Origin of the sequence: Dankookia sp. P2 (genome assembly GCF_050632255.1) — a bacterium.
In the GTDB taxonomy this organism is placed as follows: Bacteria; Pseudomonadota; Alphaproteobacteria; order Acetobacterales; family Acetobacteraceae; genus Paracraurococcus.
Map to the genome: position 1 here is coordinate 3,962,238 of NZ_CP192581.1, position 19,504 is coordinate 3,981,741.

The window sequence follows — 19,504 nt, forward strand, 5'->3', positions numbered from 1 at the left end:
CGCTTGCGTCCTACTCCAGTTTGCCTTGGCAGAAGGTCAGGGAGGAAAAGTATTCCCTCCCCGAACCCCTCCCTTCCTTTTTGTGGGCTTGGCATTTGCCGCGTAACGGGTGCCAAACCCACAAAAATGGATGAGGGGTTTGGGGAGAATACCTTCTCCCCAACCTTCTCTTGTTAGCTGAACCTTGCCAGCGTGAATTCGGCGGCACCGCCGCCCTTCCCAGCACCGCCTCCGCTGTCATCCGTCCGGCGATCGGCGCCAGGGTGTAGCCGTTGCTGGTGACCGCATGGAAGAGGCCCGGAATACCCGGCGTCTCCCCCAGCAGCGGGGCCCGGTCCACCTCCACCGCCAGCCCGGTCCAGGCGCGCAGCGCATGCAGCCCGCCGATCCCCGGCAGCACCCGGCCGGCGACCCAGAGATTGCCCTCGATCGAGCGCCGCAGGTTGCGCGGCGAGCCCTCGGCATCCAGCATCCCCGGCCAGCCGCCGCCGACCAGCACATGGCCGCCATCGCCCTGCTTGAGCGAGAGGTGCCGCCCGGCATGTGCCACCAGGTGCCGCATGGCGGGCGCCGCCGCCTCGGTGGCGATCACCTGCTGGACGGTGCCGGTGACTGGCAGGTCGAGCCCCAGCATCCGGCCGATCCGCGCGGCATGCGCGCCGGCGCAGTTGACGACACGCCCGGCGCGGATCGGCCCGCCGGCGGTCTGCACCCGGAAGCCGGCACCTTCCCGCGCGATGGCCTGGACTTCCACCCCCTGCCGCAGGCGGGCCCCGGCGCATTCCGCCAGGCGGCGCAGCGCATGGGTGCCGCGCAGCGGGTCGATCTGCCCCTCGGCCGGGGAGAAGCAGGCGCCGATGAAATGCGGCCCGAGATAGGGCGCGAGCGAGCGCAGCTCGTTGGCGCCGAGCAGGTGGCTCTCGAGCCCCTTGGCGCGCTCGACCGCCACCTTGGCGCGGGCCCAGTCAAACTCTGCCTCGGTCTCCACCAACATCAGCCCGCCCTCGGTGCGGATGCCGAGGGATCTGTCGGCTTCCGCGGCGATCTCCCGCCAGAGCGCGATGCTCCGCGGGCCGAGCGGCAGCCGGTCGATCGCCGGGCCGCGGTCGCTCTCGCCGTCGAAATCATAGGTGAGGAGCTGGACATGCAGGCTGCCGGCATTGGCGGTGCTGGCGGCCATGCCGGCCTCGCCGCGCTCCGCCACCAGCACGTCCGCGCCCTCCCGCGCCAGGTAGAGCGCGGTCGAGAGGCCGAGCGCGCCGCCGCCGATGACCAGGATATCGCAGTCGGCCGGCGGGGCGGCGGCGGGGCGCGCGTTGCGGGCATTGTAGCCGGGCAGCGGAAAGACCGGGCCGACCGCCTCGGCCTCCGGCAGCTCCAGCATCAGCGCCGCGGCGGGCACCGGCTTCACCGGGGCGCGCGGCGCGGCGAAGCCGAGCTCGTCGTTGGCGCCGCAGAGCCGGGCCAGGGTCGCGCCGCACATCCGCCCCTGGCAGCGCCCCATGCCGGCCCGCGTCGCCTTCTTCAGCGCGCCGAGCGAGGCCGCGCCCTCCGCCTGGGCCCGGCGCAGCGTGCCTGCCGTCACCTCCTCGCAGCGGCATAGGATGGTGGCATCGGCGACGGCGCCGATGTCGAATTGGGGGCCGCGAAAATGCGCCAGAGCGCCGCCTGGAAGTCGAGCGCCCGGCGCAGCGCCGCCCGCGCTGCCGCGTCGTCCGGCGCCGCGAGGCCGAGGTCGCGCGCCGCCGCCAGCCCGGCCAGCCGGCCGCGGGCAAGCGCGACGCGGGCGCCGCCGATTGCCGCGCCGTCGCCGATCGCGAAGACCGCGGGGAGGGAGGTGCGGCCGTCCTCCTCCGTCACCGTCTCCAGCCGCCCCAGCCCGTCATCGATGAAGCGGTGCGCGGCGCCGAGCGCGCGGGCGAGACCGGTCTCCGGCTGGAAGCCGAGGTTTAGGGCGCAGGCATCCGCCTCGATCCGCCGCTCGCCCGCGGGCGTCGCCAGGACCAGGGCGGCGAAGCGTCCCTCGCCCTCGCAGGCCAGCGGCATGCTGCCCCAGAGGACCGGCACGCCGGCCGCCCGCAGTTGGCGCAGGTAGGAGAGCCCGTCCCAGGCGAGGTCCACCCCCGCCCGAAGCAGCGTCGCCGCCTGCCGCCACTGCGCCAGGCCCGGTTGCGGCGCAGCTTCGGCCACCGCGGCGACCGCGACGCCGCCGTCGAGCAATCTGCAGGCGAGTTGCAGGTTCAGCGGCCCGTTGCCGGCGATCACCACGCTTTCCCCTGGCGCGACGCGGTTGGCCCGCGCCAGGGTCTGCATCGCCCCGGTGGTCATCACCCCGGGCAGGGTCCAGCCGGGGATCGGCACCGGGCGTTCATGCGCGCCGGCGGCGAGGATCAGGCGGCGCGGGTGAAAGGCGACGGCGGCGTCGCCGACCAGGGCGCCGATCTCCGCGGGGGAAAAGGCACCCCATGCGGTGGCGCCGGTCAGGATCTCGGCGCCGGCCATCTGCGCCGCGGCGCGCAATGCCGCGCCCTGGCGGAACTGCCGGTCGGGCGCCGCATGCGCATGGCTGGGGGCGAGCGGTTTCAGGTATTGCCCGCCGGCCTCGCCGCGCTCGTCCAGCACCACCACGTGGGCACCGGCCGCGGCGGCGGCCTCGGCCGCGGCCAGGCCGGCCGGGCCGGCGCCGACCACCAGCAGATCGCAGGCGCGATTGTCGATCGCCGCCGGGGCGGGGGCGGGGGCGAGGGGCGCCGGGGTGGCGGGCGGCGCGCTTTCCACCACCATCCCCTCCTGCGCCTTCACCAGGCAGGCGCGCTGGTTCGCCTTGCCGTCCACCGTGACGAGGCAGTCGAAGCAGGCGCCCATGCCGCAGAACAGGCCGCGCGGCGCGCCTTTCTCCGTCCGGCGGAAGGCCAGGATCCCGGCGGCCGCGAGTGCCGCGGCGAGCGTCTCGCCCGGCAGCGCCTCCACCGCCGCGCCATCGAAGCTGAGGCAGACGGGGGCCGTTGCCCGTTCGATGTCGGGATGGCAGAGGCGCATGCCCTTGCCGCGCGGCAGGGAATGGGGAAGCGGTTTCGCTCATCGCCTTCAGCATGAACGGGCCCATGACCGTGCAAAAGCCCTTCCGCGGCACCTATACCGTCCTGATCACCCCCTTCAGCGCGGATGGCGCGGCGGTGGACCTGGCGGCGTTGGCGCGGCTGGTGGAGTTCCAGATCGCGGAGGGCATCGACGGGCTGATCCCGCTCGGCTCCACCGGCGAGTTCCTGAGCGTGAGCCGGGAGGAGCGGACCGCGATCACCGAATGCGTCGTCCGCGCGGCCGCCGGTCGCGTGCCCGTGCTGATCGGCACCGGCGCCGAGGATACGCGGGAGGTGGTGGCGCTGAGCCGGGAGGCCGAGTCGCTCGGCGCCGACGGCGTGATGATCATCCCGCCCTTCTACAGCGTGCCGACCGAGGACGAGCTCTACCACCACTACAAAACCGTGGCCGACGCCATCGGCATTCCCATCATGGTCTACAACAACCCGGCGACGGCGAATGTGGACCTGCTGCCCGCGACGCTGGCGCGGCTCTCGACCATCCCGAACTGCAAATACGTCAAGGAGAGCACGCTGGAGGTGACCCGCGTGCGCGACATCGTCGCCCTCTGCGGCGACCGGATGGAGGTCTTCGCCGGCGTGCTGGGCTACGAGAGTGCCTGGCTAGGCGCGATCGGCTGGGTCGCGGTCTGCAGCAACGTGGTGCCGCGCCTGTCGCGCGACATGTTTGCCGCCGCGGCCTTCGAGGCGGACCGGGCCAAGGCGCTGCCGCTCTATCGCCGCCTGGCGCCGCTGCTGCCCTGGGTCGGCGGGCCGCGCTACGTCTCCGGCACCAAGGCGGCCTTCCGGCTGATGGGGATGGAGATGGGCGCGCCGCGGCCGCCCCGCCTGCCGCTGCCGGAGGCCGACCTGCCGGCCCTGGCGCGGGTCTTGCAGGATATGGGGGCGATGCAGGCCGCCTGCGCCGCGGCGGAATAGAGGGGGACCGACCGGACCATGCTTCGCCGCCTGCTGTTTGGCGCCGCGCTCGCGGCCGTCGCCATCCCTGCCTTCGCCCAGACCTGCGCGCCGCGCGTGCCGGACAGCGAGCTGGTCAAGCCCCACACCCTGACACTCTCGACCAACCCGACCCTGCCGCCGATGCAATATGTCAACGCGCAGGGCCAGCTGGTCGGCATGCGGGTCGACCTCGGCACCGAGATCGCCCGCCGCCTCTGCCTCACGCCCGAGCATGTGCGGGTCGAGATTCTGCGGCGATGATCCCCGGCCTCGCGGCACGGCGCTGGGACATGATCAATACCGGCATGTTCTACACCGAGGAACGCGCCAAGCTGATGTACCTCGTGCGCTACGAGGAACAGGCGATCAGCATCAGCGTGCCGCGCGGCAACCCGCGCAATATCATGAAGCTTGAGGACCTGGCGGGTCTGACCGTCGGCGTCGAACAGGGCGGCTTCGAGTTCCGCCGCACCCAGGACATCGCCAAGACGCTGGAGGAGAAGGGCTGAAGCCCATCACCATCCGGCCCTTCGATAATTTCGCCGTCTCCTTCCAGTCGCTGCGTGTCGGCCAGCTCAACGCCGCCGTCTCCATCGACAGCACGGCCAAGGAATACGACGAGCGTGGCGACTTCACCCGAGCGCTGAGCGGGCTATTCGGCACGCCGATCAATTTCGGTTTCCGCAGCAAGGTGCTGGCCCAGGCGGTGGCGGTGGTGCTGGGCGAGATGAAGGCGGATGGCAGCCTGGGCGCCCTGCTCGACAGGTATGGCGTCAAGGCCTTCGACTGGACCCTTCGACGTGGTGGGCCCAAGCTAAGCGGCAGCGATGACCATCTGGCGTTGGGACGGCTTCCTCGACTACCTCTTCAATGTCTATCTGCTGCAAGGGGCGCTGATCTCGGTCGCGCTGACAGCGGGGTCGCTGCTCTGTGGGCTGGTGCTCGGCCTCGGCATCGCGGTGCTGCGGCTTTCGGGCAGTGCCGTGCTGCGCGGCGTCGCGGTCTTCTATTGCTGGATCTTCCGCGGCACGCCGCTGCTGGTGCAACTGCTGGTGATCTATACCGGCCTGCCGCTCTTCGGCATCCGCTTCTCGGTCTGGGAGGCGGCGCTGATCGGCATCTCCTTGAACGAGGCCGCCTACCTCTCGGAGATCCTCCGCGCCGGCATCCAGTCCGTGCCGAAGGGGCAACGGGAGGCGGCCCTGGCGCTTGGCCTGCATCGCAGGCAGGTCTTCCGCCTGGTGACCTGGCCGCAAGCGCTGCGCGTCGTCATCCCGCCGCTCGGCAATAGCGTGAACGGGCTGCTGAAGACCACCTCGGTCGCAAGCGTGATCAGCGTGGATGAGCTGCTGCGGCGAACCCAGGTTCTGATCCAGGAACGCTTCATGGTGCTGGAGCTCTTCCTGGTCGCGGCACTCTACTACTTGGTGCTGACCACACTCTGGGACTTGGTGCAGCGGCGGCTGGAACGCCGGTTCGGCCGCGGCCATGCGAACGAGGCGGCGGATCGGCGCTAGCACCGGCCACCCGCGCACGTTGTGCGCCACGCGCAGGGTTCATCCCCGCTGGCGCGGCGCTTGCTAGTCTCCCCGCCATGACCGATCGCATCATGCTCGTGCTGAACGGCACGCCGGTGACGTTGCCAGCCTGCACTTCGCCTACCATGACGCTGCTGGACTGGCTGCGCGGTCCGGCCGGCCTGACCGGCACCAAGGAAGGCTGCGCCGAGGGCGATTGCGGCGCCTGCACTGTGGTGCTGGAACAGCCGACGACGGCCACCGCGCGCCGATCAATGCCTGCCTGGCGATGCTCGGGCAACTGCACGGCATGGCGGTGCGCACGGTGGAGGGGCTGCGTGGCCTCGAGGGCGGGCCGCATCCGGTGCAGCAGCTGCTGGCCGAGGGCGATGCCACGCAATGCGGCTTCTGCACGCCCGGCATCACCATGTCGGCCTGGGCGCATGCGCGGGAGGGTGGTGCGGTGCACGAGGCGCTGGCGGGCAATCTCTGCCGCTGCACCGGCTACCGACCGATTATCGAGGCGTTTTCCCGGCTGGAGGACGACGGCTCTGCATCGCCCGCGCTGCCGGAGGCCGCCGGCGCAACCTTCCAGGCGGAGGGGCAGGTCTTCCACCGCCCGTCCAGCCTCACCGAATTGCTGGGGCTTCGCGCCGTGCACCCCGGGGCCATGCTGCTCGCCGGAGGCACCGATCTCGGCCTGCTGGTCAGCGAGCACCGGCAGCGCCCGGCGGCGGTGATCGGCCTGCTCGGCGTGCCGGAGCTTCAGGCCATCGCCGCCGATGCCGCGGGCATCACGGTCGGCGCCGCCGTGCCCTACGCGCGGCTGCTGCCGCTGCTGGAGGGTGGGTTGGCGCCGCTTGCCGCGATGATCACCCGGCTCGGCTCGCGGCAGATCCGCGCGCTGGGCACGGTCGGCGGCAATCTCGGCACCGCCTCGCCGATCGGCGACGCCCTGCCGCCGCTGCTTGCCCTCGGCGCCTCGCTGCGCATCGCCTCGGTCCGTGGCGAGCGCTGCACCACGGTCGAGGATTTCCTGCTCGGCTATCGCAAGACCACGCTGGCGCCGGACGAGGTCATCGTCTCCATTCATGTTCCCCGCCCGGTTGCAGGCGCAGTGCTGTGTTGCGAGAAAGTTTCGAAGCGGCACGACCAGGACATCTCCGCTGCCAGCGCCGCCTTCCTGGTGCGGGTCGATGGCGGGCGCATCGCCAAGGCGCGGCTGGCCTTCGGCGGCATGGGGCCAGCGGCGGCGCGCGCCCGGCATGCCGAGGCGATGCTGACCGGCGCGCGCTGCTGGCGCCGGCCTGCTTTGCCGATGCGGCGGACGAGTTGGCCAAGGATTTCGCGCCGCTCTCCGATTGGCGCGGCAGCACGGCCTATCGGCTGGCAGCGGCGCAGGGGCTGCTGCGGCGGCTGTATTGGCGGGTCGCGCGGCCCGACCTTCCGGCGGAGGTGCACGCGCTGTGAACCAGATCTCCACTGCCCGCGGCATGGGCGCCTCGTTGCGGCATGACAGCGCGCTGAAGCACGCGACCGGGGAGGCCCGCTTCCTCGACGACATCCCGGAGCCGCCGGGGCTGCTGCATGCGGCGCCGGCCTGTCGCCCGTCGCGCATGGCCGGCTCTCGCCGATCGACCCCGCGCCGGCCCATGCCAAGGCCGGCGTGGTCGCGGTGCTGCTGCCGGGCGACGTGCCGGGGCTGAACGACATCGCCGCGGCCGGGTCCGGTGAGGCGATGCTGGCCGAGGGCCTGGTCGAATCCGCCGGCCAGCCCCTGGCGGTGGTGATCGGCGAGACGCGCGACGCGGCGATCGCCGGCGCCGCCGCGCTGCAGCCGCGAATCGCTTCCCTGCCGCCGGTGCTCAGCATCGAGGAGGCCATCGCCCGCGAGGCCTGGGTGATGCCGCCGCAGGCGATCACCCGCGGCGACCCCTGTGCCGCCCTGGCTGAGGCGCCGTTGCGCCTGTCCGGCGAATTCCGCGCCGGCGGGCAGGAGCATTTCTACCTTGAGGGCCAGATCGCCATGGCGGTGCCGGGCGAGGATGGCGACATGCTCGTGCATTCCTCCACCCAGCACCCGACCGAGGTGCAGCACGTCGTCGCCCGCGTGCTGGGCTGCGACTACAATCGGGTGATGGTGACGACCCGCCGCATGGGCGGCGGCTTCGGCGGCAAGGAGAGCAACGCAAGCTGGGTCGCCGCCGCCGCGGCGCTCGGCGCGCGGCGGCTTGGCCGGCCGGTGAAGCTGCGGCTGTCGCGCAAGGCGGATATCGCCGCGACCGGCAAGCGGCATCCTTCCTCTATCGCTGGACCGCGGGCTTCGATGCCACCGGCCGCATCCTGGCGCTCGACGCGATCATGGCGGCCGATGCAGGCCACAGCCTCGACATGACCGGCGGCGTCATCTTCCGCGCCGTCACCCATGCGCTGGGCTGCTGCGACGTGCCGTCGCTGTCGGTCCGCGCACTGGCCTGCAAGACCAATACCGTCAGCAACACCGCCTTCCGCGGCTTCGGAGGGCCGCAGGGCCTGCTGCTGATGGAGGACGTGGTGCACCGGGTGGCGAAGTCGCTCGGTCTGCCGCCCGAGGAGGTGCGCGCGCGCAACTTCGCCGGCGGCGAGAACGGTGCCGAGACGCCTTATGGCCAGGCGCTGGAAGGCGACCTGATCCGCCGCGTCTGGGCCGAGGCGAGGCAGGACGGCGGCTGGGAGGCGAAGCGGGCCGAGATCGCCGCCTTCAACGCGCAGCACCCGTATCTCCGCCGCGGTCTCGGCAGCATGGTGCTGGCCTTCGGCATCTCCTTCGGCCAGATGCACATGAACCAGGCCGGCGCACTGGTGCATGTCTACGCCGATGGCTCGATCCGGCTGAACCATGGCGGCACCGAGATGGGCCAGGGCCTCTTCATCAAGATCGCCCAGGTGGTCGCCAGCGTCTTCGGCGTCGATGTCGACCGGATCGGCATCACCGCCACGAGCACGGCGGAGGTGCCGAACACCTCGCCGACCGCGGCCAGCACCGGCAGCGACCTGAACGGCTGGGCGGCGCATGCCGCGGCGAGCGCGATCCGGACCCGCATGGCGGAGGTCGCGGCGGAGGAGTGGGGCGTGGCGCCGGGCGAGGTGGAATTCGCCGAGGGCCGCGTCACCGGCGGCGGCAACCGTGCCATGGAATTCTGGCGCGCTGGCGAAGCTCGCCACCATGAGGCGCGTCTCGCTCTCCGCCACCGGCTTCTACAAGACGCCCGACATCCACTGGGACCGGGCGACCATGAGGGGAAGCCCTTCTTCTACTTCTCCTACGGCGCCGCGGTGGCGGAGGTCGCGGTCGATACGCTGACCGGCGAGCATCGCTGCCTCTCGGCCCACCTGGTGCAGGATTGCGGCCGCAGCCTGAACCCCGCCGTCGATATTGGCCAGGTGGAGGGCGCCTTCGTCCAGGGCATGGGCTGGCTGACCTGCGAGGAGCTGTGGTGGGACGGGGAGGGGCGCTTACGCACCCTCGGCCCCGCCACCTACAAGATCCCCGGCAGCCGCGACGTGCCGCCGGTGCTGCACACGCGGCTGCTGGCGGATGCGCCGGCGCGGTCGGAGACGATCTTCCGCTCGAAGGCGGTCGGCGAGCCGCCGCTGATGCTGGCGACCGCGGTCTGGAATGCGCTGAAGGATGCGATCGGCACCGACCGGCTGGACGCGCCGGCGACGCCGGAGCGCGTGCTGATGGCGATCCGCGGCGGGTAGCCACGCCCCACGCCGCGGTGCCACCATGGCGGAAACCCCGCGGGAGGATCGCCATGAGCATCACGCGCCGGACCATGCTCGCGGTCCTCGCCATGCCTGCCGTCGCGCGGGCGCAGGATGGCTTCCCCAACCGTCCGGTCCGGCTGATCGTCCCCTACAGCGCCGGCGGCATCGCCGATACCGTCGCCCGCATCGTCCAGCCCCGGGTGGCGGAGTCGCTGGGCCAGTCCCTGATCATCGAGAACAAGACCGGCGCTTCGGGCGCGCTCGGCGCCGCTGCCGCGGCGCAGTCGCCGCCGGACGGCTACACGCTGGTACTGGAAGGCGCCACCACCATCACCTCGCCGCTGGTCAACCGCTCCCTGCCGCTCGACTACGAGATGCTGGTGCCGGTCACCCAGCTCACCGCGGCGCCCTATGTGCTCGGCATGCGGGCGGACTTCCCGGCGCAGGACCTGCGCGGCTTCCTGGCCGAGGCGGCGCGGCGGCCCGGCACGGTCACCTTCGGCACCCCCGGCGTTGCCCATGTCGGCCACCTGATGGGCGAGCTGATGCAGGCCATGGCCGGGGTGAAGCTGGAGCACGTCCCCTATCGCGGCGGCGCCGATGCGGCGCGCGACCTGGCGGCCGGGCGGATCGACGCGGTCTTCATCAGCGAGAGCAGCTTGCGCCCGGTGCTGGAAAGCGGGAAGGCGAGGCCCATCGGCGTCACCGGCACCACGCGCCGGCCCAACCTGCCGGGGGTGCCGGCGATCGCCGAGCTGCTGCCGGGCTACGATCTCTCGACCTGGATCCTGGTCTTCGCTCCGGCCGGCACGCCGGAGGCGGTGCAGCAGCGTCTGGCCGCCGCCTTCCGCCACGCGACCACCGATCCGGCCACCCGCGCGCGGCTGGAGACGACCGGCAGCGACCCCGTCGCGGCCACGCCCGCCGAGGCGCGGGCGCTGTTCGCCCGCGACAAGGCGGTGATCGGCCGCCTGATGCGGGAGGCCGGGCTGCTGGCGGGCGGGTAGATCAGACAGCGGGAGGGCGCGCCGGCGCTGCGGGCAGCGAGGGACGGCGCGCGGCGACCGCAGGATGCGTCACGCCGGCAGTTGCAATGGCGCGGCGATGGCCTCGGCGCCGCACCGAGCTCCGCGCGGGATCACCGTTACATGCTTTAGGCGCCGAGCCGCACGAACATCGCCTCATGCTTGTTGTGCGCACCATGGAAGACCATGGCGCCGGGGATGGCGGCGAACTCGGCGCAAGTCGCATGGTCCGTCTCGCCCTGGAACTTGATGGTGCAGCAGTAGTGGCGTGCCCGGCCGGCATCCATCCAGCGCCGCACCAGGGCCATCAGCCGGGCCGGGTAGCAGATGATGTCGCTGAACAGCCAATCCACCGGCGGCATGTCGCGCGGGTCGAGCCCGAAGGCGCTCTCCTGCCGCATCGAAACGCCCGGCATTGCCGCCACCGCCGGATCGAGCGGCGCCTTGTCCACCGCGGTCACCTGCGCGCCGAGCCTGGCGATCGCCCAGGTCCAGCCGCCCGGCGAGGCGCCGAGGTCGAGGCAGGTCTCGCCCGGAAGCGGCCAGCGCCCGGCCCGGGTCAGCGCCTCCCACAGCTTCAGGTAGGCGCGGCTGGGCGGGCCTTCGCGGTCCTCGACGAAGCGCACCTCCCCGCTGACGAAGGGGCTGGTCTTGGTCGGGCTGGCCAGCAGCCGGTCGGGTGCCAGCAGGGTCCAGGCGCCGAGATGGCCGGCCGGGGCCGGCTCCGGGAAGCTCAGCGGCCGGGCCTTCACCGGCGGCAGGCGGGCCTCGATCAGCGCGGCGCGGCGGTGGTGCGCGGCGGCATAGAGCGCCCAGTTGCGCTGGATGCCGCGCAGCGCATCGGCGGTCGCCTTGACCGAGGGCGCGGGCAGCTCGCGCGGGTCGGTCCAGACCTCGAGTGCCCAGACCATCGGGGCCGGCGGCTCCGGGCTCAGGGCCAGGCGGCCATGCCAGGCGGCGATGGTGCGGCCGGCGCGGCGCAGCTCCTCCGCCAGGTCCGGCTCGAAGCCCTCGGCCGCGAGGTAGGCGGCGCCAATGGGATCCTGCGTCATCGGCGCAGCGCCGAGGCGGCCAGCATGGCCCAGCCGGCCATCAGCAGCGTGCCGCCGATCGGCGCCACCGGCCCGAGCGAGACGCCGCCGATCGCGCTGCCATAGACCCCGGTGCAGAAGAGCAGCAGGCCGAGGGCGAAGCCGGCGCCGGCCAGGTTCGGCAGCCAGCCGCCCTGCCGGTCCGCCCAGAGCGCGGTGCCGACCAGGGCCAGCGCGTGCCAGCCCTGCATGGTGATGCCGTTGGCGAGCACCGCGAGCGCCCGCGCATCGAGCCGCGCCGGCGCGCCATGCGCCGCCCAGGCCGAGAGGGCGACGGCGCCGAGGCCGGCAAGGGCGCCGAGAAACAGCCAGAGACGATGCATGGGGCGGGCTTACCCCGATGCTGGGGGCACCGCCATCCCCGCGCGCCGGATCGCGTTTGCCGCCAGATGCGCCTGCCGGGTCGGCTCCGGCAGCCGGTATCCGGTGTCGCAGCGCCGCACCCAGTCCAGCGCGCTCTCGAGCGAGACCCGGTTGCCGGTGGAGATCCAGAGCGGGTTCGACCGTCGCTTGCTGCGCAGCACGGTGCCGAGCCTTTGGTCCTTCCAGACCAGCGGCTGGGTGGCGCCCGGCGCCTCGCCCAACTCGGCCTCCGGCCGGCCGACCAGCGGCGACTTGGCGACGCCGATGCTCGGCACGTCCAGCACCACGCCGAGATGCGCGGCGATGCCGAAGCCCCGCGGATGGGCGATGCCATGCCCGTCCACCAGCACCACGTCCGGCTTCACCGCCAGCTTCGCCCAGGCGGCGAGCAGCGCCGGGACCTCGCGGAATCCGAGGAAGCCGGGGATGTAGGGCATGCTGGCGCGGGCCTCGGCCCCGGCCGTCTCGACCACCCGCAGCCCTGGCCATTCCAGCACGACGACGGCGGCGTAGATCCGGCCCTCAGGATCGAATCGGTTGTTGCTGATGTCGACCCCGCCCAGCAGCCGGACCGGCCCATGCGCGTCCTGCCGCACCACCCGCGTGGCCAGCGCCACCTGCGCAGCGCGGGCGGTGGCGAGGTCGGGCGGGTCGAGCCAGTCGGGCGGGATGTCGGGCGCGAGCAGCGCGGCGATGGCGGGGTCCATGTCTCCTGCCCGTGTTGCCGGAGGCGAACCCCGGCCGGGCGCGCGGGTTCCGATCCCGGTCCGGGCGCCATGCCCGGATCGCCGGCGCTGTCACCGGGCTGGCGCCTGATCCTTCCGCAGCAGGTGGTCCTGGTATTGCTGCCGCAGCGCCAGCTTGTTCAGCTTGCCCGTCGCGGCATGCGGCAGCTCGTCCAACACCAGCACCGCATCCGGCGCCCACCAGCTGGCCACCTGGCCGGCATAGAGGGCGGTGACCGCCTCCGGCGTGACCTGCCGCCCGGGCTTCGGCACCACCAGCAGCAGCGGCCGTTCCATCCATTTCGGGTGCCGCGCCGCGATCACCGCGGCTTCCATGACGTCGGGGTGGGAAACGGCGATGTTCTCCAGCGTGATCGAGCTGATCCACTCGCCACCCGACTTGATGACGTCCTTCGAGCGGTCGACCATCTCGGCGAAGCCTTCCTGGTCGATGGTGGCGACGTCGCCGGTCTTGAACCAGCCCGCGGCGTCGGCGGCACCCTCGGCGCCGCGGTTCAGGTATTCCCGGGCGACCCAGTGGCCCCGTGCCTGCAGGTCGCCGAAGGCCACGCCGTCCCAGGGCAGCTCGGCGCCATCGGCATCGGTGATGCGGATATCGGCGCCGCAGACCACGCGGCCCTGCTTCAGCCGCACCCGCATGGCGGCCTCCGCCGGCAGGGCGGCATGGGCGGGCAGGGGCGCGCTGATGGTCACCAGCGGGCTGGTCTCGGTCATGCCCCAGGCCTGCTGCACCGTCACGCCGTGCCGGCCGAGCTCCTCGAACATCACCCGCGGCACGGCGGAGCCGCCGCTGCCGACGCGCCGCAGCGTCTCGAGCCGGCCGCCGCTCCGCTCCAGCTCCTGCAGCACGCCGAGCCAGATGGTCGGCACGGCGGAGGCGAAGGTGACCCGCTCGGCGTTCAGCAGCCGCAGCAGCGCGGCGCCGTCGAGATGCCGCCCCGGCAGGACCAGCGCCGCGCCCGCCATCGGCGCGCAATAGGGCGCATGGCCCAGCCGGTCGCGTGGAACATGCCGGCGCCGACCAGCACCTGAGTCGGTGGCGCGGAAGCCGAAGGCATCCGCGGTATTGGACGCATAGGCGTGCAGCATGGCGGAGCGGTGGCTGTAGAGGACGCCCTTCGGCCGCCCCGTGGTGCCCGAGGTGTAGCAGAGTGCGCTGGCGGTCTCCTCGTCGAAGACGGGCCAGGCATAGTCCTCCTCGGCCGCGTCCATCAGCGCCTCATAGGCGTGCAGCGCGACGCCGGCGGGCAGCGGCAGCGCCGGCAGCGCCGCCTGGTCGCCGAGCAGCACCACCGCGCGCAGCGACGGCACCTGCGGCGCCAGCGCGGCGACCAGCGGCGCGAAGCCGGGATCGGCGAAGAGCAGCGTATCCGCCGCGTCGTTCATGATGAAGGCGAGGTCGTCCGGCGCCAGGCGCGGGTTCACGGTGTGGCAGACCGCGCCCATGCCGGAGACGGCGTAGTAGAGTTCCAGGTGCCGGTAGTCGTTCCAGGCAAGGGTGGCGATGCGGTCGCCCGGCCGCGCCTCCAGCCGCTCCAGCACCCGGGCAAGGCGGCGTGCCCGGCGCTCGGTGCGGGCATAGTCGGTGCGGTGGATGGCGCCGTTGCCCATCACCGAGACCACCTCGGCGCTGCCGTGGTGGCGCGCGGCATGGATGATGATGGAGGAGAGCAGGAGCGGATGGCGCTGCATCAGGCCGAGCATGGGCGGTCTCCCTGATCCGGGATCCTGGCACAGTCCCGGTTCAGGCGAGCATGGCGCAGCCTGTTCGGGCGGCCGCGCACATCACGGCGATCCCGCCGGCTCAGCCCAGCATCGCCGGGACGATCAGCCCCAGATTGTGCCGCACCATCGCCTCGTAATCCGGCGCCGGCCCGTCCGGCGGGGAGAGCGTGTCGGCGTAAAGCCGACCGCGGGGCGCGACGCCGGCATCGGCGGCCAGCCGTTCCAGCACCGCCCGGCTGCGCTGGCCCTCGATGAAGACGGCGGTGATGCGCTCCGCGCGGATCTGCCGGATCAGCGCCGCGACCTGGGAGGCGGAGGCCTCGGCCCTCGGCCGCGATGCCCTGCGCCGCCAGCACGCGCACCCCATAGGCCCGCGCGAAGTAGCCGAAGGCCGCATGGCTGGTGACCATCACCCGGCGCTCCGCCGGGACCGTGGCGATGCGGTCCCGCACCCAGTCATCCAGCGCCGCCAGCCGGGCGATCCAGGCCGCCTGCCGCACGGATCGCCGCGGTCCGCCCCGGCTCGGCGGCGGCGAGGCCCTGGGCGATCGTCCGGGCATAGGACTGGGCGAGCCGGACATCCTGCCAGGCATGCGGGTCCGGCGCGCTGGCGGCGCGGTCATGGCCGGGGCGCCGGGCAGCGGCACGATCCCCTCGGTCGCGGTCACCACCGGCCCGGCATGGCGGGTCGCGCGCAGCAGCCGGTCCAGCCAGGGCTCGAAGCCCAGCCCGTTACGGATCACGAGGCCGGCGCCGCGGATCGTCTCGGCCTCCGACGGGCGAGGCTGGAACAGATGCGGGTCGGCTTCCGGCCCGGCCAGGACCCGGATCGGCGCATCCGCCCCGGCCAAGCTGCCGGGTCATGTCGCCGAGGATGGAGAAGGCGGCGACCAGGGTGGGGCGCGGCTGGGCCCGGAGCGGCCCGGGGATGAGCGCGGGCAGGGCGAGCAGGATACGGCGACGGAGCATAGAGTTATAATATAACATCAAGCTCGATCGAACCAGGGCTCAACCCAAGTCTCCCGCCCCGCGGGCTCAGCCCCTGCGCAGCCAGCGGCGCAGCTTCGCCACGAAGCCGCCGCCCCGCGCCGCGGTGCGGGGCGGGGCGGCTTGGTGCGAGACATGCGGCCGCCGTGCCGGCGGCGGCAGTGCGGTGGCGACCGTATGCCGCCCGGCATCGCGCGCCGCGATCAGCCGCATCTCGAGCCCGACTACCTGCGCCACCGCGTCCGGCGGGTCGGCGAGGCCCAGCGCCGCGCCGGTCGCTGCGGCATCCTCCCAGGCCTCGGCCCGGCGCAGCGAGTCGATGATCCGCACCGTCTGCTCGGAATCCAGGGGCGGGCCGCCGCGCCAGAGCGCCACCGCATCCAGCCGCCACATCCGCGCCAGGTCGTCCTTGCCGAGGTCGTCGGCCACCCAGGCGGCGTGCAGCGTCGCCTCGGCGGCGGCGTGCAGCGCCCCGGTTTCTTCCAGCACATGGGCCCAGGCGAGGAAACGGCGGGCCAGCGGCGGGTAGCCGCTTTCGGCCAGCAGGGCGCGGAAGGGCGCGGCGGCGACCGCCTGTGCCGCGGCCGGGTGCGCCTTGGTGATGTTCGGCGCGGCATAGCCGCAAGACGGGCATTGCTGCAGCCAGCGCGCCATGGTGGAGCGCACCGGCTCCCCGGCCGCAGGTCGAGGTCTGGGGCCTGCTCGGGCGGGTCCGGCCGGAAGGGCGGCTGGCGGCTGCCGGTGCCGCAGACGGCGCAGCGCGGCAGCGCTTCGGCCGCGGGCGGTCGGGAGGGGGCGGAAGAGGGGACCGGCATCGCCAGGAAGGTAGGCATGCCGGGGCAAAAGGCGAAGGGGGCACGCGCCCGGCGGCCGCCTTTCCCGCATCGCATCCTTCCTGCGCGTCTTTCCGGCGTTCCTGGTGTTGCTCCCGAGCCGCCCTGTGGGGATAGTGCGGCCATGCCGCGCGGCGACCTTTTCCCCGACATCGCTCCCTACGAAACCGGACTGCTGCCCCTGTCGGGCGGCCACGTCATGTATTGGGAACAGGTGGGCAATCCCCGCGGCCAGCCCGCGCTGTTCCTGCATGGCGGCCCCGGCGCCGGGGCCGGGGCGGTGCACCGCCGCTTCTTCGATCCCGGCCATTGGCGGGTGGTGATCTTCGACCAGCGCGGCGCCGGACGGTCCCGGCCGCTGGGCGAGCTGCGCGAGAACTCCACCCCGCATCTGGTCGAGGACATCGAGGCGTTGCGCCGCTCGCTTGGCATCGAGCGCTGGCTGCTGTTCGGCGGATCCTGGGGCTCGACCCTCGCCTTGGCCTATGCGCAGGCCTATCCGGACCGGGTGATGGGCTGCGTGCTGCGCGGCGTCTTTCTCGGCCGCGCCGCCGAGGTAGAGTGGTTCCTGACCGGGCTGCGCCGAGTTTTCCCGGATGCCTGGGCCGCCTTCGTCGAGCACCTGCCGCCGGCGGAGCGGGCCGACATCCTGGGATCCTACCTGCGGCGGCTGTGTGACCCCGACCCGCTGGTGCATCTGCCGGCGGCGCGGGCCTGGAGCCAGTACGAAGGGTCGTGTTCCACCCTGCTGCCAAGCCCGGACACGGTAGCGAGCTTTGCCCAGGACCGCACCGCACTCGGCTTGGCGCGGATCGAGGCGCATTATTTCGCGCACGACCTGTTCTTGCCGGAAGGTGGGTTGCTCACCCATATGCATCGCATCGCCCATATCCCGGCGGAGGTGGTGCAGGGCCGCTACGACATGGTTTGCCCGGCCGAGACCGCCTTCGACCTGGTGGCGGCCTGGCCGCGCGCCCGGCTGACCGTGGTGCCGGATGCCGGGCATTCGGCGCTTGAGCCTGGGGTGCGCACCGCGCTGGTGGGCGCGGTGGAGCGGTTCCGGCGCAAGGGCTGAAGGCCGCGCTCGGCCAGGAGGCTGCGCCCCTCCTGCTGAATAGGTGTCAGATGCCCGACTTCTGGCCTTGGGTCTCGAGCCGGATATAGGTGTTGACCACGTCGGGCAGGTTCTGCCCGGCCCATTCAGCCATGGCAATCTCCTCCTTCAGGCTCTCCTGCAGCAGCGGGATCGCCTTCTGGTCGCCCGCCGCGCCGGCCATCTCGATCAGCGCCCGGTAGGAGGCGATCTCGAAATGCTCGAAGGCATAATTGGCGAAGGTGTTCTTCAGGATCTCGTCCTGCATCGGCGCATGGGCAGAGCGCGGCCATATTGCCCATGAAGCCGGTGGCGAGGTCCTTCAGCGTGCTCTCGCTGGTTCCATGCGCCTGGAGGATCTGCTCCAGCCGCTGCGACTGGCGGCGGGTCTCCTCGATATGCTGCTGCAGGCGCTGCTTCATCGCCGGGTAGTTCTCGATCCGCTCGACTTGGCGGGAGAGCAGCTGGTCGGCCTGAGCTTCCAGGGCATGGGCGTTGCGCAGGCCGGTGAGATAGATGTCCTGGGCTGAACTGGCCATGGGGGTGTCGCCTCCTGTGGGATGAGGCAGGGCAACGGGCCTGGACGGGCGGGGTTGCTTGCGCGGCCGGATGGGACGGGTGCTTCAAGCGGGGCGGCGGGCGTGGTAAGGACGCTGCATGTCTCCGTAGCTCAGCCGGATAGAGCACCAGATCTCTAATCTGGGGGCCGTGGGTTCGAATCCCGCCGGGGACATTCCCTTCCGCCGCCGCGTGGCGAACCCACGGACCTGCACTGGTCCGCCTGCGGCGGAACGGTTCGCATCCCGCCGGAGACTACGCCTTCTTGCTCGGCTGCCAGGCAGCCGCGCCCTGCGCCGCGACCCGTGCTGACCCTCCCGGCCCCATACGCGTCTATGCTATGCCGCCCTGGTGCCTCGGCCCGCTGAACCCATGGATGGCGATGCCCCCCGATCCCTATGCCACCCTCGGCCTCTCGCGCGATGCCACGGCGGAGCAGATCCGCGCCGCCTACCGCAAGCTGGCCAAGCAGCATCACCCCGACCTCAACCCTGGCAACAAGGGCGCGGAGGACCGCTTCAAGGCGATCAGCGCCGCGCATGACCTGCTCTCCGATCCCGAGACACGCGGCCGATCTCGACCGCGGCGAGATCGACGCCGCCGGCGACCCGGTGGCACCCGAGCCGCCGCGCTACCAGCGCTACGCCGATGCCGCCGCCGGCGGCCGCTACCGCCCTGGCCCGGAGGATGAGGACCCTTCGGCGACATCTTCAGCGACCTGTTCCGCCGCGGCGGTGGCGAGGGTGCGGCTGCGCGGCGCCGATGCGCGCTACGCGCTGGCGGTCGATTTCCTCGACGGCGTCACCGGCGCCACCCGCACCCTGACCCTGCCGGATGGCAGGACGCTCGACGTCCGCATCCCGCCGGGGATCGAGACGGGGCAGACGCTGCGCCTCAAGGGCCAGGGCGGGCCCGGGCTGAACGGCGGTCCCGCCGGCGACGCGCTGATCGAGGTCGAGCTCCGGCCGCACCGCCTCTTCACCCGCGAGGGCAACGACATCCATGTCGAACTGCCTGTCACCTTGAAGGAAGCGGTGCTCGGCGCCCGCGTCACCGTGCCGACGCCGACCGGGGCAGTGAACATGGCCGTCCCGCCGCGGTCCGACACCGGCACCAGGTTGCGGCTGCGTGGCCGCGGCGTCGCGGCGCATGCCGGCCGCCCGGCCGGCGACCTCTATGTCACGCTGCGGGTCAGCCTTGCGGGCGCCGATGCGGCGCTGGAGGCCTTCCTACGCGACTGGACGCCAGCCGAACCCGTCGACCCCCGCCGCGGCATGGAGGAGGGCGCATGACCGACATCCAGGCGCTGTCCCGCAGCCTCGGCCTGGCCGAGGCGGAAATCCACCGCTGGGTCGCGCTGCGCTGGCTGCGTCCCGAGGGCACGCCCGGCGGCTGGGTGTTCCAGGAGGTGGACGTGGCCCGCATCCGGCTGATCGTCGAGCTGCGCGCGCTCGACCTCGACGAGGAGGCGATGCCGGTCGTGCTCTCCCTGCTCGACCAGCTGCATGCGACGCGGCGGCAGCCGCGGCTGCTGCGGCAGGCGGTCGAGGAGACGGCGCCCGATGCGGTGCGCGACCGCCTTCGCGCGCTGCTGGCGACGGAGGGGTAGCGGCCCGGTCCCGCGGATTTTCGTCGGGATTTACGCCAGCCTCCCGGCCGGCGCGAGGAGACCGCCCCGGAGCGCCTGGATCAGGTCATGGCCCTGCTCCCGCGGGCCAGGCGGTTCGGGCAATGCGGCCTTCCGTGCCGGCGCGATCAGGTTGTGCGCCGCAGCAA

19 protein-coding genes, 1 tRNA gene and 4 pseudogenes are annotated in these 19,504 nt (G+C 72.6%); 13 read left to right on the forward strand and 11 right to left on the reverse strand.

What is annotated here, in order from left to right:
• Positions 1 to 10 precede the first annotated feature (10 nt).
• Positions 11 to 1,585, reverse strand: coding sequence for an FAD-dependent oxidoreductase (locus tag ACQ86J_RS23345; RefSeq protein WP_431267409.1), 1,575 nt, complete (start codon positions 1,583 to 1,585; stop codon positions 11 to 13).
• Positions 1,582 to 3,039, reverse strand: coding sequence for a 2Fe-2S iron-sulfur cluster-binding protein (locus tag ACQ86J_RS23350; RefSeq protein ID WP_431267410.1), 1,458 nt, complete (start codon positions 3,037 to 3,039; stop codon positions 1,582 to 1,584). Before ACQ86J_RS23350 ends, ACQ86J_RS23345 begins: the two co-directional genes overlap by 4 nt.
• A gap of 53 nt (positions 3,040 to 3,092) precedes the next feature.
• Here ACQ86J_RS23350 and dapA point away from each other — a divergent pair, with 53 nt between their 5' ends.
• From dapA to ACQ86J_RS23390, 8 genes and pseudogenes are all read left to right on the forward strand, one after another.
• Positions 3,093 to 4,019 (forward strand): 4-hydroxy-tetrahydrodipicolinate synthase, encoded by a 927-nt coding sequence (gene dapA, locus ACQ86J_RS23355; protein ID WP_431267411.1) that lies wholly within the window; start codon positions 3,093 to 3,095, stop codon positions 4,017 to 4,019.
• Between the two features lie 18 nt (positions 4,020 to 4,037).
• A complete protein-coding gene (locus ACQ86J_RS23360; protein WP_431267412.1) occupies positions 4,038 to 4,301 on the forward strand; it encodes a transporter substrate-binding domain-containing protein in 264 nt (87 codons plus the stop codon).
• On the forward strand, positions 4,298 to 4,549 hold the full coding sequence (locus ACQ86J_RS23365) for a transporter substrate-binding domain-containing protein (protein ID WP_431267413.1): 252 nt from the start codon (positions 4,298 to 4,300) through the stop codon (positions 4,547 to 4,549). The genes ACQ86J_RS23360 and ACQ86J_RS23365 overlap by 4 nt, the downstream gene beginning before the upstream one ends.
• 318 nt (positions 4,550 to 4,867) lie before the next feature.
• Complete coding sequence (locus tag ACQ86J_RS23370; protein ID WP_431267414.1) at positions 4,868 to 5,557, forward strand: amino acid ABC transporter permease; 690 nt, start codon at positions 4,868 to 4,870, stop codon at positions 5,555 to 5,557.
• Between the two features lie 310 nt (positions 5,558 to 5,867).
• Positions 5,868 to 6,791 (forward strand): annotated as a pseudogene (locus tag ACQ86J_RS23375) (FAD binding domain-containing protein); the annotation flags it as partial.
• Positions 6,680 to 7,027, forward strand: coding sequence for a hypothetical protein (locus ACQ86J_RS23380; RefSeq protein WP_431272506.1), 348 nt, complete (start codon positions 6,680 to 6,682; stop codon positions 7,025 to 7,027). The pseudogene ACQ86J_RS23375 and the gene ACQ86J_RS23380, both read left to right, overlap by 112 nt.
• A 117-nt stretch (positions 7,028 to 7,144) precedes the next feature.
• Positions 7,145 to 9,298 (forward strand): annotated as a pseudogene (locus ACQ86J_RS23385) (molybdopterin cofactor-binding domain-containing protein); the annotation flags it as partial.
• A 56-nt stretch (positions 9,299 to 9,354) separates the two neighbouring features.
• The gene (locus ACQ86J_RS23390; protein ID WP_431267415.1) at positions 9,355 to 10,314 is read left to right on the forward strand and encodes a Bug family tripartite tricarboxylate transporter substrate binding protein; all 960 of its coding nucleotides are present in this window, start codon (positions 9,355 to 9,357) and stop codon (positions 10,312 to 10,314) included.
• A gap of 146 nt (positions 10,315 to 10,460) precedes the next feature.
• Here the strand turns inward: ACQ86J_RS23390 and ACQ86J_RS23395 are convergent, their stop codons facing one another.
• From ACQ86J_RS23395 to ACQ86J_RS23425, 7 genes and pseudogenes are all read right to left on the reverse strand, one after another.
• A complete protein-coding gene (locus ACQ86J_RS23395) occupies positions 10,461 to 11,384 on the reverse strand; it encodes an SAM-dependent methyltransferase (protein WP_431267416.1) in 924 nt (307 codons plus the stop codon).
• Positions 11,381 to 11,746 (reverse strand): DUF423 domain-containing protein, encoded by a 366-nt coding sequence (locus tag ACQ86J_RS23400; RefSeq protein WP_431267417.1) that lies wholly within the window; start codon positions 11,744 to 11,746, stop codon positions 11,381 to 11,383. Before ACQ86J_RS23400 ends, ACQ86J_RS23395 begins: the two co-directional genes overlap by 4 nt.
• A gap of 9 nt (positions 11,747 to 11,755) precedes the next feature.
• The gene (gene nfi, locus ACQ86J_RS23405; protein WP_431267418.1) at positions 11,756 to 12,493 is read right to left on the reverse strand and encodes a deoxyribonuclease V; all 738 of its coding nucleotides are present in this window, start codon (positions 12,491 to 12,493) and stop codon (positions 11,756 to 11,758) included.
• A gap of 90 nt (positions 12,494 to 12,583) precedes the next feature.
• Positions 12,584 to 14,236, reverse strand: a complete 1,653-nt coding sequence (locus ACQ86J_RS23410) for a long-chain-fatty-acid--CoA ligase (RefSeq protein ID WP_431267419.1) — start codon at positions 14,234 to 14,236, stop codon at positions 12,584 to 12,586.
• Between the two features lie 100 nt (positions 14,237 to 14,336).
• A complete protein-coding gene (locus ACQ86J_RS23415; protein ID WP_431267420.1) occupies positions 14,337 to 14,624 on the reverse strand; it encodes a metal ABC transporter solute-binding protein, Zn/Mn family in 288 nt (95 codons plus the stop codon).
• A gap of 19 nt (positions 14,625 to 14,643) precedes the next feature.
• Positions 14,644 to 15,108 (reverse strand): annotated as a pseudogene (locus ACQ86J_RS23420) (metal ABC transporter solute-binding protein, Zn/Mn family); the annotation flags it as partial.
• Between the two features lie 184 nt (positions 15,109 to 15,292).
• A complete protein-coding gene (locus ACQ86J_RS23425) occupies positions 15,293 to 15,910 on the reverse strand; it encodes a hypothetical protein (protein ID WP_431267421.1) in 618 nt (205 codons plus the stop codon).
• Positions 15,911 to 16,201: 291 nt separating this feature from the next.
• Between ACQ86J_RS23425 and pip the strand changes: the two genes are divergently transcribed.
• Positions 16,202 to 17,152, forward strand: coding sequence for a prolyl aminopeptidase (gene pip, locus ACQ86J_RS23430; protein WP_431267422.1), 951 nt, complete (start codon positions 16,202 to 16,204; stop codon positions 17,150 to 17,152).
• Positions 17,153 to 17,198: 46 nt separating this feature from the next.
• Here the strand turns inward: pip and ACQ86J_RS23435 are convergent, their stop codons facing one another.
• On the reverse strand, positions 17,199 to 17,438 hold the full coding sequence (locus ACQ86J_RS23435) for a DUF892 family protein (protein ID WP_431267423.1): 240 nt from the start codon (positions 17,436 to 17,438) through the stop codon (positions 17,199 to 17,201).
• Positions 17,439 to 17,511: 73 nt separating this feature from the next.
• Positions 17,512 to 17,709 (reverse strand): annotated as a pseudogene (locus ACQ86J_RS23440) (DUF892 family protein); the annotation flags it as partial.
• Between the two features lie 120 nt (positions 17,710 to 17,829).
• Between ACQ86J_RS23440 and ACQ86J_RS23445 the strand changes: the two are divergent.
• From ACQ86J_RS23445 to ACQ86J_RS23460, 4 genes are all read left to right on the forward strand, one after another.
• A tRNA-Arg gene (locus ACQ86J_RS23445) sits at positions 17,830 to 17,903 on the forward strand.
• A gap of 201 nt (positions 17,904 to 18,104) precedes the next feature.
• Positions 18,105 to 18,419 (forward strand): J domain-containing protein, encoded by a 315-nt coding sequence (locus ACQ86J_RS23450; RefSeq protein WP_431267424.1) that lies wholly within the window; start codon positions 18,105 to 18,107, stop codon positions 18,417 to 18,419.
• Positions 18,340 to 19,020: a J domain-containing protein gene (locus ACQ86J_RS23455; RefSeq protein WP_431267425.1), complete on the forward strand. Its 681-nt coding sequence runs from the start codon at positions 18,340 to 18,342 to the stop codon at positions 19,018 to 19,020. Before ACQ86J_RS23450 ends, ACQ86J_RS23455 begins: the two co-directional genes overlap by 80 nt.
• Complete coding sequence (locus tag ACQ86J_RS23460; RefSeq protein WP_431267426.1) at positions 19,017 to 19,337, forward strand: chaperone modulator CbpM; 321 nt, start codon at positions 19,017 to 19,019, stop codon at positions 19,335 to 19,337. The genes ACQ86J_RS23455 and ACQ86J_RS23460 overlap by 4 nt, the downstream gene beginning before the upstream one ends.
• Positions 19,338 to 19,504 lie beyond the last annotated feature (167 nt).